The sequence below is a fragment of the Curtobacterium sp. 24E2 genome (assembly GCF_016925595.1).
In the GTDB taxonomy this organism is placed as follows: Bacteria; Actinomycetota; Actinomycetes; order Actinomycetales; family Microbacteriaceae; genus Curtobacterium.
Window position 1 is genome coordinate 3,337,695 of the sequence record NZ_CP068987.1, and the last position, 13,539, is coordinate 3,351,233.

14 protein-coding genes and 1 pseudogene are annotated in these 13,539 nt (G+C 73.3%); 11 read left to right on the forward strand and 4 right to left on the reverse strand.

The features are described from left to right. The first annotated feature begins 149 nt into the window (after positions 1 to 149). From JN350_RS16305 to JN350_RS16330, 6 genes and pseudogenes are all read left to right on the forward strand, one after another. Positions 150 to 935: a type III PLP-dependent enzyme domain-containing protein gene (locus JN350_RS16305; RefSeq protein WP_205462840.1), complete on the forward strand. Its 786-nt coding sequence runs from the start codon at positions 150 to 152 to the stop codon at positions 933 to 935. Continuing rightward, positions 881 to 1,369 (forward strand): type III PLP-dependent enzyme domain-containing protein, encoded by a 489-nt coding sequence (locus JN350_RS16310; protein WP_205462841.1) that lies wholly within the window; start codon positions 881 to 883, stop codon positions 1,367 to 1,369. Before JN350_RS16305 ends, JN350_RS16310 begins: the two co-directional genes overlap by 55 nt. Then, positions 1,369 to 2,214 carry an IclR family transcriptional regulator gene (locus JN350_RS16315; RefSeq protein WP_240347750.1) on the forward strand — a complete coding sequence of 282 codons (846 nt, stop codon included), beginning with the start codon at positions 1,369 to 1,371 and terminating at the stop codon, positions 2,212 to 2,214. Before JN350_RS16310 ends, JN350_RS16315 begins: the two co-directional genes overlap by 1 nt. Continuing rightward, positions 2,211 to 3,188, forward strand: coding sequence for a sugar kinase (locus tag JN350_RS16320; RefSeq protein ID WP_205462843.1), 978 nt, complete (start codon positions 2,211 to 2,213; stop codon positions 3,186 to 3,188). The genes JN350_RS16315 and JN350_RS16320 overlap by 4 nt, the downstream gene beginning before the upstream one ends. A 55-nt stretch (positions 3,189 to 3,243) precedes the next feature. Further along, positions 3,244 to 3,798, forward strand: a pseudogene (locus JN350_RS21175) (bifunctional 4-hydroxy-2-oxoglutarate aldolase/2-dehydro-3-deoxy-phosphogluconate aldolase); the annotation flags it as partial. A 100-nt stretch (positions 3,799 to 3,898) separates the two neighbouring features. Next, positions 3,899 to 5,545, forward strand: coding sequence for an N-acyl-D-amino-acid deacylase family protein (locus JN350_RS16330; RefSeq protein WP_205462844.1), 1,647 nt, complete (start codon positions 3,899 to 3,901; stop codon positions 5,543 to 5,545). Positions 5,546 to 5,595: 50 nt separating this feature from the next. Here the strand turns inward: JN350_RS16330 and JN350_RS16335 are convergent, their stop codons facing one another. Next, on the reverse strand, positions 5,596 to 5,997 hold the full coding sequence (locus JN350_RS16335) for a RidA family protein (RefSeq protein WP_205462845.1): 402 nt from the start codon (positions 5,995 to 5,997) through the stop codon (positions 5,596 to 5,598). A 206-nt stretch (positions 5,998 to 6,203) separates the two neighbouring features. Here JN350_RS16335 and JN350_RS16340 point away from each other — a divergent pair, with 206 nt between their 5' ends. Both JN350_RS16340 and JN350_RS16345 read left to right on the forward strand, forming a co-directional pair. After that, the gene (locus tag JN350_RS16340) at positions 6,204 to 6,986 is read left to right on the forward strand and encodes a hypothetical protein (RefSeq protein WP_205462846.1); all 783 of its coding nucleotides are present in this window, start codon (positions 6,204 to 6,206) and stop codon (positions 6,984 to 6,986) included. Further along, positions 6,968 to 7,444 (forward strand): hypothetical protein, encoded by a 477-nt coding sequence (locus JN350_RS16345; RefSeq protein WP_205462847.1) that lies wholly within the window; start codon positions 6,968 to 6,970, stop codon positions 7,442 to 7,444. The genes JN350_RS16340 and JN350_RS16345 overlap by 19 nt, the downstream gene beginning before the upstream one ends. Before the next feature lie 152 nt (positions 7,445 to 7,596). On the opposite strand, the gene JN350_RS16350 is transcribed toward JN350_RS16345, so the two are convergent. Both JN350_RS16350 and JN350_RS16355 read right to left on the reverse strand, forming a co-directional pair. Continuing rightward, positions 7,597 to 8,088 (reverse strand): pyridoxamine 5'-phosphate oxidase family protein, encoded by a 492-nt coding sequence (locus JN350_RS16350; protein ID WP_205462848.1) that lies wholly within the window; start codon positions 8,086 to 8,088, stop codon positions 7,597 to 7,599. A 1,149-nt stretch (positions 8,089 to 9,237) separates the two neighbouring features. Further along, positions 9,238 to 10,347: an LLM class flavin-dependent oxidoreductase gene (locus JN350_RS16355; RefSeq protein ID WP_240347373.1), complete on the reverse strand. Its 1,110-nt coding sequence runs from the start codon at positions 10,345 to 10,347 to the stop codon at positions 9,238 to 9,240. An 88-nt stretch (positions 10,348 to 10,435) separates the two neighbouring features. Here JN350_RS16355 and JN350_RS16360 point away from each other — a divergent pair, with 88 nt between their 5' ends. After that, a complete protein-coding gene (locus tag JN350_RS16360) occupies positions 10,436 to 11,344 on the forward strand; it encodes an SDR family oxidoreductase (protein WP_205462849.1) in 909 nt (302 codons plus the stop codon). Positions 11,345 to 11,393: 49 nt separating this feature from the next. On the opposite strand, the gene JN350_RS16365 is transcribed toward JN350_RS16360, so the two are convergent. Beyond that, positions 11,394 to 12,185 carry an NRDE family protein gene (locus tag JN350_RS16365; protein ID WP_205462850.1) on the reverse strand — a complete coding sequence of 264 codons (792 nt, stop codon included), beginning with the start codon at positions 12,183 to 12,185 and terminating at the stop codon, positions 11,394 to 11,396. Positions 12,186 to 12,225: 40 nt separating this feature from the next. Here JN350_RS16365 and JN350_RS21180 point away from each other — a divergent pair, with 40 nt between their 5' ends. Continuing rightward, the gene (locus JN350_RS21180) at positions 12,226 to 13,029 is read left to right on the forward strand and encodes a flavoprotein (RefSeq protein ID WP_461963212.1); all 804 of its coding nucleotides are present in this window, start codon (positions 12,226 to 12,228) and stop codon (positions 13,027 to 13,029) included. Further along, positions 12,915 to 13,523 (forward strand): phosphopantothenoylcysteine decarboxylase domain-containing protein, encoded by a 609-nt coding sequence (locus JN350_RS21185; RefSeq protein WP_461963214.1) that lies wholly within the window; start codon positions 12,915 to 12,917, stop codon positions 13,521 to 13,523. Before JN350_RS21180 ends, JN350_RS21185 begins: the two co-directional genes overlap by 115 nt. Positions 13,524 to 13,539: the final 16 nt, after the last annotated feature.

The window sequence follows — 13,539 nt, forward strand, 5'->3', positions numbered from 1 at the left end:
AGGCTATGCCCGGTGCCGGGTCGCGCGGGGATCGTGTCGGGAGGTTCCCCGATCGTGTTGTGCATTGCAGAATGATGCGCACCAGTGCGTTGCCCCGCGGGTCCGCCGAGCGCGAGCGTGGAGGCTGCGCGACGACAGGAGGCTCACCGATGACCGACGCCGACACGACGACCGGGACCGTGACCACGAAAGGCGCCTTGGACCCGGCAGCGGGGACTCCGCACCACGTCCTCGACCACGCCCACCTGCCCGTGATGACCGTGCGGGAGTCCGCCCTGGCGAACAACACCGCCGTCATGCAGGCCTACGTCGACCGCCACGGGCTGCTGTTCGCGCCGCACATGAAGACGCACATGGCGCCCGACCTCGCCGCGCGGCAGATCGACGCCGGAGCGTGGGGCGTCACGGTCGCGTCCGTGCAGCAGGCGATGGTCGCGTGGGAGCACGGGGTGCACCGGATCCTGGTCGCGAACGAGGTCCTCGACCCCGCCGGCCTCGCCTGGCTCGCGTCCCGGCGCACGGTCGACCCGGACGCCGACGTCCTCTGCTACGTCGACTCCGCCGCGGGCGTCACCGCCGCCGTCGCCGCGCAGGGCACCGTCGCCGGCGAGCTGCACGTCCTGGTCGAGCTCGGGTTCCCGGGCGGGCGCACCGGGGTCCGCTCCCCGACGACGCGCGTGCCCTCGCGCTGCTCGCCCACGACGCCGGGCTCGTGCTCCGCGGTGTCTCCGGCTACGAGGGCGGGCTGCCCGGCGTCGACGCTGCCCGCGAGTACGTCGCCGGCGTGCTCGACGTCGCCGAGGACGTCCGCGGGCTCGTCGACGGTCGCGGGCTCCTCAGCATGGGCGGCAGCGCCTGGTTCGACGCCGTCGTCGACGCGGTGGCGCACCGCACCGACGACCTCGACGTGCTGCTGCGGTCGGGTGCGTACCTGACCCACGACGACGGCTTCTACGCCGAGCGCACGCCGTTCGGCCGCCACCCGGCCGAGGGCTCGCTCGTCGCCGCGATCGAGGTCTGGGGACGCGTGACGTCCTGCCCGGAGCCCGGGCTCGCGTTCGTCGCCGTGGGCAAGCGCGACATCTCCTTCGACGAAGGGCTGCCGGTGGTGCGGTCGGTGCGGCCGGCCCTGCCAGGAGGCCCGGCGGGCGCCACACAGGTCGTCCCGCCGCCCGGGGCGGTCACCGTCACCCGCCTCGACGACCAGCACTGCTACCTCGCGCTGGCGGACGGTGCCCCCGAGCTGACACCCGGTGACGTCGTCGTGTTCGGCATCTCGCACCCCTGCACGGTGTTCGACAAGTGGCGGCAGGTGCACGTCCTGGCCGACGACGACACCGTGCTCCGGACGATCGCGACGTGGTTCTGATGCGCGCGACCACCGCGGCCCCGGTGCCGACGGACGGCGACGGTCCTGCCCGGAACGCCGCACTGTCCCTGCGTCGTGGGCTCCGCCTGCTCGACTGCATCGCCGACCGGACCCGCAGCGGCGCGGTGTCCGTGAGCCTGTCCGTGCTGGCCACCGAGCTCGGCGCCTCGAAGTCGACGGTGCTCCGCCTGACGGCCCCGATGCTCGAGAACGACCTGCTGCGCCGCACCCCGGACGCCGGGTTCACGCTCGGCCTCGGCGCCCTGCTGCTCGGGCAGAGCTACCTCGAGGGGATCGACCTGCGCTCCGCCGCCGCGCCGTTCCTGCGTCGGACCGCGGAGCAGACCGGGCTGACGTGCCACCTGGTCGTGCCGGACGGCACGGACATCGTCTACGTCGACAAGGTCGAGACCCGCGGCACCGTCCGCATGGGCTCCCGGATCGGGAACCGCCTGCCGATGCGGAACACGGCCTCCGGCAAGGCGATCGTCGCGTTCGGTGAACCGGAGCTGCTCGACCGCGTGCTCGCCGAGCCGGCCCAGGTCATGACGGAGCACACCATCACGGACGACGACCGCTGGCGGCACGAGGTCGACCGCACGCACGGACGGGGCTACGGCATCGACGACCGCGAGAACGAGCCGGACATCCGGTGCGTCGCCGCCCCGGTGTTCGACCACGCGAACCAGGTGGTCGGCGCGATGAGCATCTCCGGGCTGGCCTCGCGGTTCCCCGCAGCAGCGGTCCGCGAACTCGGCGACGGCGTCGTGCGGACCGCCCACGAGATCTCCGTCGCGCTCGGGTCCTCGTCGGCGCAGCTCGCCCTCGCGCGGGGTGCCCGGTGACCGGCTCGGTGCTGACGTTCGGCGAGACGATGCTGCTCCTGACCGGGCGCGACGTCGGCGCGGTGCCGGACCTGGAGCACATGCGGGTGGACACCGGCGGCGCCGAGAGCAACGTCGCGATCGGCCTCGTCCGCGCCGGGGTGCCGGCCACGTGGATCGGTCGGGTCGGCACGGACCCCGCCGGCGACCGGGTCGCCGCCGACATCGGTGGTGAGGGCGTCGACGTGCTCGCGGTCCCCGACACCGAGCGATCCACCGGCATCATGATGAAGGAGCGGCTGCTCGACGGCCGTACCCGGGTGACCTACCACCGCCGTGGTTCGGCCGGCTCGGCGTTGGCCGCGACGGACCTGCCCGGCAGCGTCGTCGAGACCGCTGCGCTCGTGCACGTCACCGGGATCACCCTCGCGCTCTCCGAGTCCGCACACGACACCGTGACCGCAGCGCTCGACCGGGCGTCCGCCGCCGGTGTGCCGGTGTCGTTCGACGTCAACCACCGGCCGAAGCTCATCGGCGCCGACGCTGCACGCGACCGGTACCGGGCCGTCGCAGCACGGGCCGCCGTGGTGTTCGCCGGCGACGACGAGGCCCGGCTCGTGCTCGGCCGCGACGACCAGGACGACGACGAGGAGTCACTCGCGCACGAACTCGCCGCACTGGCACGGGGCCGCGCGGTCGTGAAGCTCGGCTCCCGCGGTGCCGTGGCGTCGATCGACGGCGTGTTCGTCCGTCGGCCCGCGACCCCGGTGCGCGTCGTCGACCCGGTCGGTGCCGGTGACGCGTTCGTCGCGGGCTGGCTCGCAGCGAGCCTGGGTGGAGCGGACGCCGCCGAGGCACTCGACCGGGCCGCCGACGCCGGCGCACTCGCCTGCACCGTCGAGAGCGACTGGCGCCGTCCGGACCCAGCCGCGTTGCACCACGCCCCGCACCCGTCGGACACCGACCACACCGTGCACGACCACGTCGACCGCTGACGCCGTGTCCGCCGACACTGTGCCCGCCGAACACCACCACTCGAGGAAGCGCACCATGACGAACGACACCACGAGCACCGAAGAGCACGCCGCCGCACGGCACCGTCACCAGGCCGGACCGGCGATCGCGATCCTCCGCGGCGGCACCGGCGACCACGTCGAGGACGTCATCGCCACCCTGGTCGACTCCGGCGTGACGGCGATCGAGATCACCACGAACACCCCGCGCTGGCGCGAGGGCATCGCGTGGGCGGTCGATCGGTACGGTTCCGCGGCCTCCATCGGCGTCGGCACGGTGCTCGACGTCCGACAGCTCGACGAGGCCGCCGCTGCCGGAGCCTCGTTCGCCGTCAGTCCCCACCTCGACGCCGAGCTCGGCGAGCGCGCGCACGAGCGTGGCCTCGGCTGGTACCCCGGTGCCGCGACCCCGACCGAGATCGTCCGCGCGTGGCGGCTCGGCGCCCGTGCGGTGAAGGTGTTCCCAGCTGCGCAGCTCGGCGGCCCCGCGTTCCTGCAGCAGGTCCTGGCACCGCTCGACTTCGTCGACGTCATCCCGACCGGTGGCATCGGGGTCGACGACGCCCCGGACTACCTGGCCGCCGGTGCGGTCGCCGTCGGACTCGGGTCCCCGCTCGTCGGTGACGCGCTGACCTCGGGCGACCTCGACGCCCTGCGGGGCGGGCCGGCCGCCTCGTCGCGGCACTCGACCGATGACCGGGCAGCCGCCCACCGGCGAGCAGTCCGCCGTCGGCGTCGTCCTGCTGCGCGGCGGGTCGGTCCTCGGTGCGGACGGGTCCCCGGTGCGCGCCGACGTCCTCGTCACCGACGCCGTCGTCCGCGCCGTCGGTGCCGATCTGGGCGCCCCTGCCGACGCGCACGTGATCGACTGCGACGGACGCCTGGTGCTGCCGGGCTTCGTGGACGCGCACTCGCACGCCGGATCGCTCGTGTTCGACGAGGGCGTGCAGCTCGCGCTCCTGCGCCAGGGCGTGACGACGATCGTGACCGGACAGGACGGCGTCGGACCGGCTCCGGGCGACGGGTCGCACGCCGACACGTACTTCGCCGCCATCGACGGTCCGCACCCGACGTACCGAGGTGGCGGGGTCGACGGCCTGCTGACGACCTACGACGGCACGACCCCGATCAACGTCGCGACGCTCGTACCCGCCGGCACGGTCCGTCACCAGGTCATGGGCGACGATCCTGGACCGGCGGACAGCACGCAGCTGGCCACGATGCGAGGGCTGGTGCGCAACGGCCTCGCGGACGGTGCGGTCGGTCTGGCGACGGGGCTCGACTACGTCCCCGGTCTGTTCGCCGGCACCGCAGAACTCGCGGCACTCTGCACCGAGGTCGCTGCCGTCGACGGCCTCTACGTGTCGCACATGCGCGGCGGGTACGAGGGGAACGCCCGTGCCGGCCTCGACGAGATCGCCGACATCGTCCGCGCGTCGGGCGTCCGCGCGCACGTCTCCCACCTGCACGCGCCCGTCGACCTCGCGGTGACCGCACTCGCCGAGCTCGAGGCCGAAGGCGCCCCGATGTCGTTCGACGCCTACCCGTACTCGCGTGGCTGCACGATCCTGTCGATGCTGCTCCTGCCCGCGGCCCTCGCCCGCCCCGGCACCGAGGACCTCGCCCACGCCATCGCCGACGACGAGGGTCGCGCTGCGGTCCGGGCGGCCGTGCTCGACCGCGTGCTGTCCCGCGCCGACCTCGGCACCGGCTGGGCGGAGCAGATCACGCTGTCACACGTACCCGCCGCCGAGTTCCACGCGCTGCAGGGCCGCACCCTCGCCGACGCCGCCGAGGCGACCGGGACGGACCCGGTGGACCTGGCCCTCGACGTCCTGGTCGACTCGGCACTGCAGGTCACCGCCGTGATGCGCGTGCCCCGTCCCCGGACTGCCGACGACCTGGCACCGCTCTTCCGGCTGCCCGGGCACACGGCCGGTTCCGACGGCATCTTCGTGGGCACGCACCCGCACCCGCGGGCGTACGGCACGTTCGCCCGCTACCTGCAGGACTTCGCCCGCACAGGGCTCCTGTCGTGGCTCGAGGCCTCGCGGCACCTGTCCACCACTGCGGTCGAACGACTCGGCCTCGGTCGACGTGGCGCGGTCGCCGTCGGGGCGGTCGCCGACCTCGTGGTCGTGGATCCCGATCGGGTCGCGGCGCGGTCGTCCTACGACGAACCGATGCGCCTGGCCGAGGGCATCGACGACGTCCTCGTCGCCGGTGTCCCCGTGCTGACGGACGGCGCCCTGACGCACGCGACCCCCGGCGCCGGGCTGCGTCGCCACCCGGGTCGGATCGACCACGAGCAGGGAGCAGCCGGCACCGGGGGTCGGTGACCCGGCGCGGTGACGCGCCTCGGTGAGGCTTCACACAGCCTGTACCGGCGTCACGCAGCGCTCGGCAGCACCGCCACGACGTCGATCTCGACCAGGATGTTCGCCAGGTGCGACTGCACGGTCGTGCGGACCGGGTACGGCTGCGAGAAGTGCTTCGCGTACTCCTCGTTGAAGGCCGGGAAGTCGCGATCGGAGTGCTCGAGGTGCACCGTGGACTTCACGACGTCGTCGAGGGTGGCACCGTGCTCGGCCAGCACCGCTGCGACGTTGGCCAGCACCTGCGCGGTCTGACCGGCCACGTCGTCGGCGATCGCCCCCGTGGCGGGGTCCTGCGGGCCGAACCCGGCGGTGTAGATGAAGCCGTTGGCGACGATGCCCTGGCTGTAGGGCCCGGCGGGCTTCGGGGCGTCGTCGGTCACGATGGCGGTCTTCGGCGCGGTGGAGTTCGGCACGGTTGCTCCTGGGGTTCGTCGGTCGTCGGCGGAGACTCCAGGCTAGGCGGACGCCAGGCGGTGGGGCCGACCACCCGGCCAGCGCATTCCGCATTGCAGAACGCGAGTCGGGCCTCCCGTCCGGTTGCCGCACCGACCACCCAGGCGGAGGGCGGCTACCCTGGCCGGGTGCCGTCCTCCCTGCCCGAACGCCGCGGAGCGCGCGCGTGAGCCGGCTCGACGGCGCGGTCACCGGGACCGCCGCGACCGGACGACGCCGCGCACTCGACACCGTCACCTCCCTGCCGGCGTGGGCGGCCGTGCTGCTCGTCTGGACCGGCGGCCGGATCGTGTCGACGCTGTGGCTGGCACTCGCGTACCCGCTCATCGGACGGGCGATGCCGGACAACGCCATCTGGGGCAACGGGCACGGGTTCACGGCGTTCCTCACCGCCTGGGACGGCCAGTACTACGAGCAGATCTCGTTGCACGGGTACCCCGACGTGCTGCCGCTCGACGCCGCCGGCAACGTGGCGCAGAACGCCTGGGCCTTCCTGCCGGCGTTCCCGTTCACGATCCGGATGCTCACCGCCTCGACCGGGCTGCCGTTCACCGTCGGTGCCCCGCTCATCTCCGTGCTGGCCGGTCTGCTGGCGACCTACCTGCTGCACCGCCTGGTCCGCGACCGTGCGGGCAACGCCGCGGCGATGTGGGCGGTGTTCTTCTTCACGTGCGGGCCGCTGTCGTTCCTGTTGCAGGTCGGCTACGCGGAGAGCATGTTCCTCGCGCTCACGTTCGGCGCACTGCTCACTCTGGAGCGTCGCCGGTACGGGCTGCTCACCGTGCTCGGGGTCGCTGCTGCCTTCACCCGTCCGGGGGCGCTGGCCGTCCCCCTCGTGCTCGGGGTCATCGCCCTGGTGCGGTGGGTCCGGGCTCGCCGTGAGACCGGGCGGGTGCTCGACACCTTCCGCTCCGCGAGCAGGTGCAGGTCGTGGCCGCCGGTGTCGTGATGGTGCTTGCGGGTCTCGCCTGGCCGGTCATCGCGTCGCACGCGACCGGCACGCCGAACGCGTACCTCGAGACCGAGATGTCGTGGTGGGTGAACTTCATCGGCCGCGTGGACTTCGTGCCCTTGTCGCCGTGGTTCCTCATCGCCGGGCGCTGGCTCGGCGTCGGCGGGATCCTGATCGTGGTGTTCCTGCTCGTCGGGTTCCCGATCTGGCTGCTCCGCCGGTCGACGAAGCGGCTCGGTTCGACGACCGTGCTATACTCGGCCGCGTACGCGCTCTACATCTTCGCGGTGTCCCTGCCGATGGCCTCGACCCCGCGATTGCTCATGCCCCTGGCGCCGTTGTTCGGTTCGCCGGAGCTCGTCGCGAAGCCGTGGATGCGGTGGACGTTCGTCACCGCGGCGCTGGCCGGGCAACCGGTGCTCGTCGCGGTGCTCTGGCTGCTCGGGCCTCCGTAGCGGGGACGGCGGCAACACCGACACCACGGCCGCCTCCGACGCCACCTCCGACTCGGAACGACGGAACCGACGTCGTACGACATCGATCCCGTCGTTCGGAGTCGGATCGAGCCGAGCCGAGCCGAGCCGAACCCGACCCGACCCGTCCGCTCCTAGAGCTCGACGGTCCCGTGGTCCCCGGTGTCCGGCTGGCTCTGCTTGCGCAACGCTGCCTTGAGCGTCTGCACGAGGCTGCCGACCGGACCGGTGTCCTGCGTCCAGTACTCGACCGAGTCGCCCGACACCGTGAGCAGCCGGATCGAGGGGTCGTCGCGGCCGTCCGGGAACCAGGCCTCGGCGAACGGCGACCACAGCTCGTCGATCACGGCACTGTCCTGCGTCACGGTGGCGGTGCCGGCGATGGACAGGTAGCCGCCCTGCGACTCGATGGAGACGTTGACGTGCGGGTTCCTGGCGATGTCGTCGACCTTCTCGCTGCCGTCCTGCACCAGGAAGCGGAGGGTCCCGTTGAACGCCTTGTCCTGCACGGCGAGCGGCCGGGCGTGCAGCTGGCCGTCCTCGCTCACCGTCGTCAACAGGGCCGTGTGGGCGCCGTGGACGATGTCCGAGATGGCGGCGCGCTGGTCCGTCTGCGTGTCGGTCATGATGCTCCTTTGCGTCGTGCGCCCCACCCGTCCCGACGTTCGACAGCGGGTCCGGCGGGGCCGTACCGTTCCCGCAAGTGTGCCCCTCGACGCTGGGCGCGTCCGGCACGCGGCAGCTCCACCCCGACCGGGAGGCCCGTCTCGACTCCCCGGACACGTCCGGCCACGCAGGTGGCAGGTCCGCAGTGCCCGCGCCCGGTCCGGCGCACTCCATGCGTCCGCACACGGCGACACTCCACCAGACGATCACCGCGTGCATCGTCGGAACATGCACACACACCGGATGCATGCGCAACGAGCGACACTCCACGAGTCGATCCGCGGGCGGTTCGTCGGAACATGCACACGCACCGGATGCGCCCGCACGGAACAGGTCAGGCCGGCTCGCGGATGGTGGTCTCGACGTCGATGACCTGCGGCACCCGCGGCATCGAGGCGAAGCCGAACGCCACGGGTGGGTCGAGCGGCGCCAGGGTGCCGAGGGGCTCCCCGCCCAGGTCCCGCGCACACCGGTGACGTCGTGGGCCCCGGTCACGCCGTAGTACTCGCGCCGACCGTTCCCCGCCGAGCCGGCGGTACCGGATCCGGGTGCGACGAGCCGGGCGATCGGGTCGATCGCGGCGAGCCAACGGGGGTCGCGAGCGATCGGCTTCGGGACGACGCGAAGGATGCGTCCGAGCGGGGAGATCGTGCCGACGTCGACCGACATCTGCAAGGCGCCAGCGTCGAGCTCCAGGCCACGGGCCGTCCGTCGCGCCCGGACGTCCACCACGGACACGGTGTCGAACCGGTAGGTGCCGGAGACGTAGGCGGCGACGATCTCGTCCGGCGCGAGCAGCACGCTGGTGCCGTCGGGCAGCTCGAGGAACACGTCCGTGAACGCTCCGAAGGGCGAGCGGTCCCACATCCCGACGACGATCCGGACACCCGAGGTGGTGCCGACGCCCATGATCCGGCCGCGGAACCGGCGCTCGACGGGAGGGGTGCTGGGACGTGACGGCATGCCGTGGACCGTACCCGGCGCGCCCGTGAGGCGGACCGACGGAGCTGACCCGCGCCTCCCGGCTGACGGGTTCGCGAAAGCGACAGATCGCCGCGAACGTTCCACGGCGATCTGTCGCTCTCGCGGGGTGGGTTCGGGGTGACCGCCTACGGGACGGGGACGGGCTCGGCGAGCAGCTCTCGCACGCGCGGCGCGACCTTCGTGCCGTAGAGCTCGATGGACCGCAGCATGTCCTCGTGCGGCAGGCGACCGGTCGCGTACCGCATGTCGAACCGCGAGGCGCCGAGGATCCGCATGTTCCGGGCGATCTTCCGCGCCACGGTCTCCGGCGACCCGACGTACAGCGAGCCACCGGCGGACAGGCCCGCGTGGTACCCGGCGACGTCGAGGGGCGGCCAGCCGCGCTCCCGGCCGAGCTGGTCGGTGACGGCCTTGTGGTACGGCCAGTAGCGCTCGGCGGCTTCCTCGTCGGTCGCCGCGACGAAGCCCGGCGAGTGCATCGCGATGGGCTGCTGCGGCAGGTCGAGCTGGGCGAGCGCCTGACGGTACAGCCGTGAGAACGGGGCGAACTGCGCCGGCTGCCCGCCGATGATGGCGAGGAAGAGCGGCAGGCCGTAGGACGCCGCACGGATCACCGACTGCGGCGAGCCGCCGACGCCGATCCAGGTGGGGATGGCGCCGTGCTCGAGCTTCGGGAACACGTCCTGGTCGACCAGGCTCGCGCGCTTCGTGCCGGACCAGGTCACGGCGTCGCCGCCGCGCAGGGCCGCCCAGAGCTGCAGCTTCTCCTCGAACAGGACCTCGTAGTCGGACAGCTCGTAGCCGAACAGCGGGAACGACTCGGTGAAGGAGCCACGCCCGAGGATGACCTCGGCACGACCGTCCGAGATCGCGTCGACGGTGGCGAAGCGCTCGTAGACGCGCACGGGGTCGTCGGACGACAGCACCGTGACGGCAGAGCCCATCCGGATGCGGGAGGTCGAGGCGGCGATCGCGGCGAGGACGACCTCGGGTGCGCTCACCACGAAGTCGGCGCGGTGGTGCTCACCGACGCCGATGAAGTCGATGCCGACCTGGTCGGCGAGGACGGCCTGGGCGACGACGTCGCGGATGCTCTGCGCGTCGGACTTGAGACTGCCGTCGGCGAGTTCGGTGACGTCGCCGAAGGTGTCGATGCCGAGCTCCACGGGGCCGATCCGTTCGGGTGCGGGCGGCGGGACGTCCGAGGGGCGGTCGGTGCCGAATGCGTTGCTCATGGTTCCTCCTGATCGCACTTCCATGCGTTTGCATCAAACTACCACGGCAAGGCCGGCACGGCCAGCGCCCGCGTGTACGGTCGCCCGCATGCCGAAGCTCCCTGACCAGACCGGACGCAGGATCGTCGTCACCGGCTCCAACAGTGGCACCGGGAAGGAAGCCGCGACCCGTCTCGCGGCCGCCGGCGCGAGCGTCGTGCTCGCCGTGCGCACGACCGCGAAGGGCGATGCCGCCGCGGCCGAGATCCGCGCAGCCCACCCGAACGCCGACGTCGAGGTGCGCGAACTCGACCTGGCGGACCTGGCGAGCGTGCGCCGCTTCGCCGAGGGCATCGTCGGCGAGGACCGCCCGGTCGACGTCCTGGTGAACAACGCCGGGGTCATGGCGCCGCCACAGCGCTTCGAGACGGTCGACGGCTTCGAGCTGCAGTTCGGCACGAACTTCCTCGGTCCCTTCGCGCTGACGAACCTGCTGCTGCCCTCGCTGTTGCGCGCCGAGGCACCGCGGGTCGCGACCATGTCCAGCCTCGCCGCGATCCCCGGCCGGATCCGCTTCGGCGACCTCCAGTGGGAACGCGGGTACAACGGCTGGCGCGCCTACGGCCAGTCGAAGCTCGCCGACCTGCTCCTCGCACTGCACCTGCACCGGCTGACCGTCGAGGCGGACGTCCCCCTCGTCAGCACCGCCGCGCACCCCGGCTACACCCGCACGAACCTGCAGTCGGCCGGACGCTCACTCGGACGCGCGAAGCCGGTGCGGCCCAGCAACCGCGCACTCCCCTTCACGCAGGCGGTCGAGCAGGGCACCGAGCCGCTGCTCTACGCCGCGGTCGGCCCGAACGCGGTCGGTGGCGCCTACTACGGCCCGGCCGGCCCCTTCGGCCTGACCGGACCGACGACCGCCGTCTCGATCCCCGGGTCGGCACGGAGCGCCGACCTCGCCCGCTCGCTCTGGGCCGTCGCCGAGGACCTCACCGGGACACGTCCGCCCCTCTGAGCGCGGGGGCGGCCGGGAGGCCCGTGGCACGTCCGGCGCACCGCCCGCGTCAGGCGCGGTGCAGCTCCACCGAGCCGTCCAGCCGTCCGGGTTCGGTCAGGCGGGCGTGCTGCAGGGCCGTGCGGTCCGGACCGATCGCCGCGGCGACGATCGACAGCGTCGTCATGTGCCCCTCGGACTCGTGCGCGTCGCGGAGGATCGCGTCGGGGTGGTCGCTCGGCAGCGCAGCGGACTCGGCCAGGACACCGAACCAGCCGCCCCACCCGTCCCCGGCGTCGTCGCCCGCGTCCACCGTCCGGAGTTCGTCGAAGGGCCCGAGCACGGGTGGTCCGACCGGGGCGTGCGCCGCACGGAAGGCCTCGAGCCACCGGCCGATGCGCGGCGCCGCCGGGTCGTCCGGTTCGCCGTGCGTCACCATGTGCACGCCGGGGCCGAGGTCTGTCGTGCGGACCCGCGTGCCGTCCCAGGTCAGGACCGCGGCGCCGTCGGCGGTCGCCCGCACCAGGTTGAACGCGCGGGTGGTCGGCAGTGTGCCGTCGTGTCCGGGCAACAGGTCGTCGGCGACGGCGTCGACCGGCACCACGCCGCGGGTCGTCCACGTGCCGTCGACACTCGGCACCGGTTCGCCGCGGTTGAGCACGACCGCCAGTCCGGCGCGGTCCGAGGCAGCGAGCCACGCACCGCCGGCAGCACGGTCGCGGACACCGCGGACCCCGGGGTCGCGATCGGGCCACCAGGCCGCCGGCGGGTCCCACGGACGCTCGGGCGACTCGTCCCGCAGGGCGAGCACGGTGACGGGCCACGCGGACCCGGGGTCGACGCGGACGACGACGGTGCACATGCCGTCGGTCCTCGCACGTGCCCCCGGTAGCGTGAGCGGCGTGAACGCAGCAGCAGAGCGCACCCTGACCGTCATCGTGGGGATCACCGGGGGCATCGCCGCCTACAAGGCCGTCGGCGTGGTCCGCGACCTCGTCAAGCGCGGGCACGAGGTGCACGTCGTCCCGACCGAGGGAGCGCTGCGCTTCGTGGGGCTGCCGACGCTCGAGGCGCTCAGCCGCAACCCTGTCACCACGAGCGTCTGGGACGACGTCTCCGAGGTCCGCCACGTCGCCCTCGGCCGTCGCGCGGACCTGGTCGTGGTGGCCCCGGCGACCGCGGACTCCCTGGCGCGGATGGCGAACGGCCTGGCGAGCGACCTGCTCGGCACGACGCTGCTCGCCACCGACGCCCCGGTCGTCGTCGCGCCGGCGATGCACCCGCAGATGTGGGAGCACCCCGCGACCCGGGCCAACGTCGCCGTCCTGCGCGAGCGGGGCGTGCACCTGGTCGGACCGGTGGTCGGCGCACTGACGGGCGACGACGCTGGCATCGGCCGGATGGCGGAACCCGAGGACATCGTCACCGCCGCGCTCGCCGTGCTGGACGGCCCGGCCGGTGCGGGGGCGGGGCGTCGCGCCGGCACCGACGGGGGACGCAGTCCGGCGCCGGGGCCCGTGGCGAACAGGGCGACCTGTCCGGCGTCCGCGTGGTCGTCAGCGCGGGCGGCACCCGCGAGCCGTTCGACCCGGTGCGCTTCGTCGGCAACCGGTCGAGCGGCCGACAGGGCCTGGCGATCGCCGCCGATGCCGCAGCGCGCGGCGCCGTCGTCACCGTCGTCGCCGCGAACGTCGAGGCCGGCCTGACGGCAGGCATCGACGCGACCGTCGTGCCGGTGGGGTCAGCGCTCGAGCTCGCCGAGGCCGTGCACGCCGCGGCGGTCGACGCCGACGTCGTCGTGATGACCGCCGCCGTCGCCGACTACCGGCCGGCCGAGGTCCTCGCCGAGAAGCTCAAGAAGGACGCCCAGGGCGAGCGGATGACGCTCGAGCTGGTGCGGAACCCCGACGTGCTCGCCGACCTGGTGGCGGCGCGGCGCACCGGGCAGGTCATCGTCGGGTTCGCCGCCGAGACCGAACCCGACCGCGACGCCCGCATCGCACTCGGGCGCGCGAAGATCGCCCGCAAGCCCGCCGACCTGCTCGTCGTGAACCACGTCGGCTGGTCCGCCGGGTTCGAGCGCGAGGAGAACGCGATCGAGGTCCTGGTGCCGGGCGGCGAGGTGGTCCGCGAGACCTCGGGCACGAAGGCCGAGGTGGCTGCGGCGGTCCTCGACCTCGTCGCGACCGCACTGACCTGATTCCGAGGACGGGCGA

Excerpts from the sequence above, each read along its gene's own strand:
- JN350_RS16315 (WP_240347750.1), top strand. The coding sequence starts at position 1,369 with ATGCGCGCGACCACCGCGGCCCCGGTGCCGACGGACGGCGACGGTCCT.
- JN350_RS16355 (WP_240347373.1), bottom strand. The coding sequence starts at position 10,347 with ATGAGCAACGCATTCGGCACCGACCGCCCCTCGGACGTCCCGCCGCCC.
- JN350_RS16330 (WP_205462844.1), top strand. The coding sequence starts at position 3,899 with ATGACCGGGCAGCCGCCCACCGGCGAGCAGTCCGCCGTCGGCGTCGTC.
- JN350_RS16360 (WP_205462849.1), top strand. The coding sequence starts at position 10,436 with ATGCCGAAGCTCCCTGACCAGACCGGACGCAGGATCGTCGTCACCGGC.
- JN350_RS16365 (WP_205462850.1), bottom strand. The coding sequence starts at position 12,185 with ATGTGCACCGTCGTCGTCCGCGTCGACCCCGGGTCCGCGTGGCCCGTC.
- JN350_RS16305 (WP_205462840.1), top strand. The coding sequence starts at position 150 with ATGACCGACGCCGACACGACGACCGGGACCGTGACCACGAAAGGCGCC.
- JN350_RS16350 (WP_205462848.1), bottom strand. The coding sequence starts at position 8,088 with ATGACCGACACGCAGACGGACCAGCGCGCCGCCATCTCGGACATCGTC.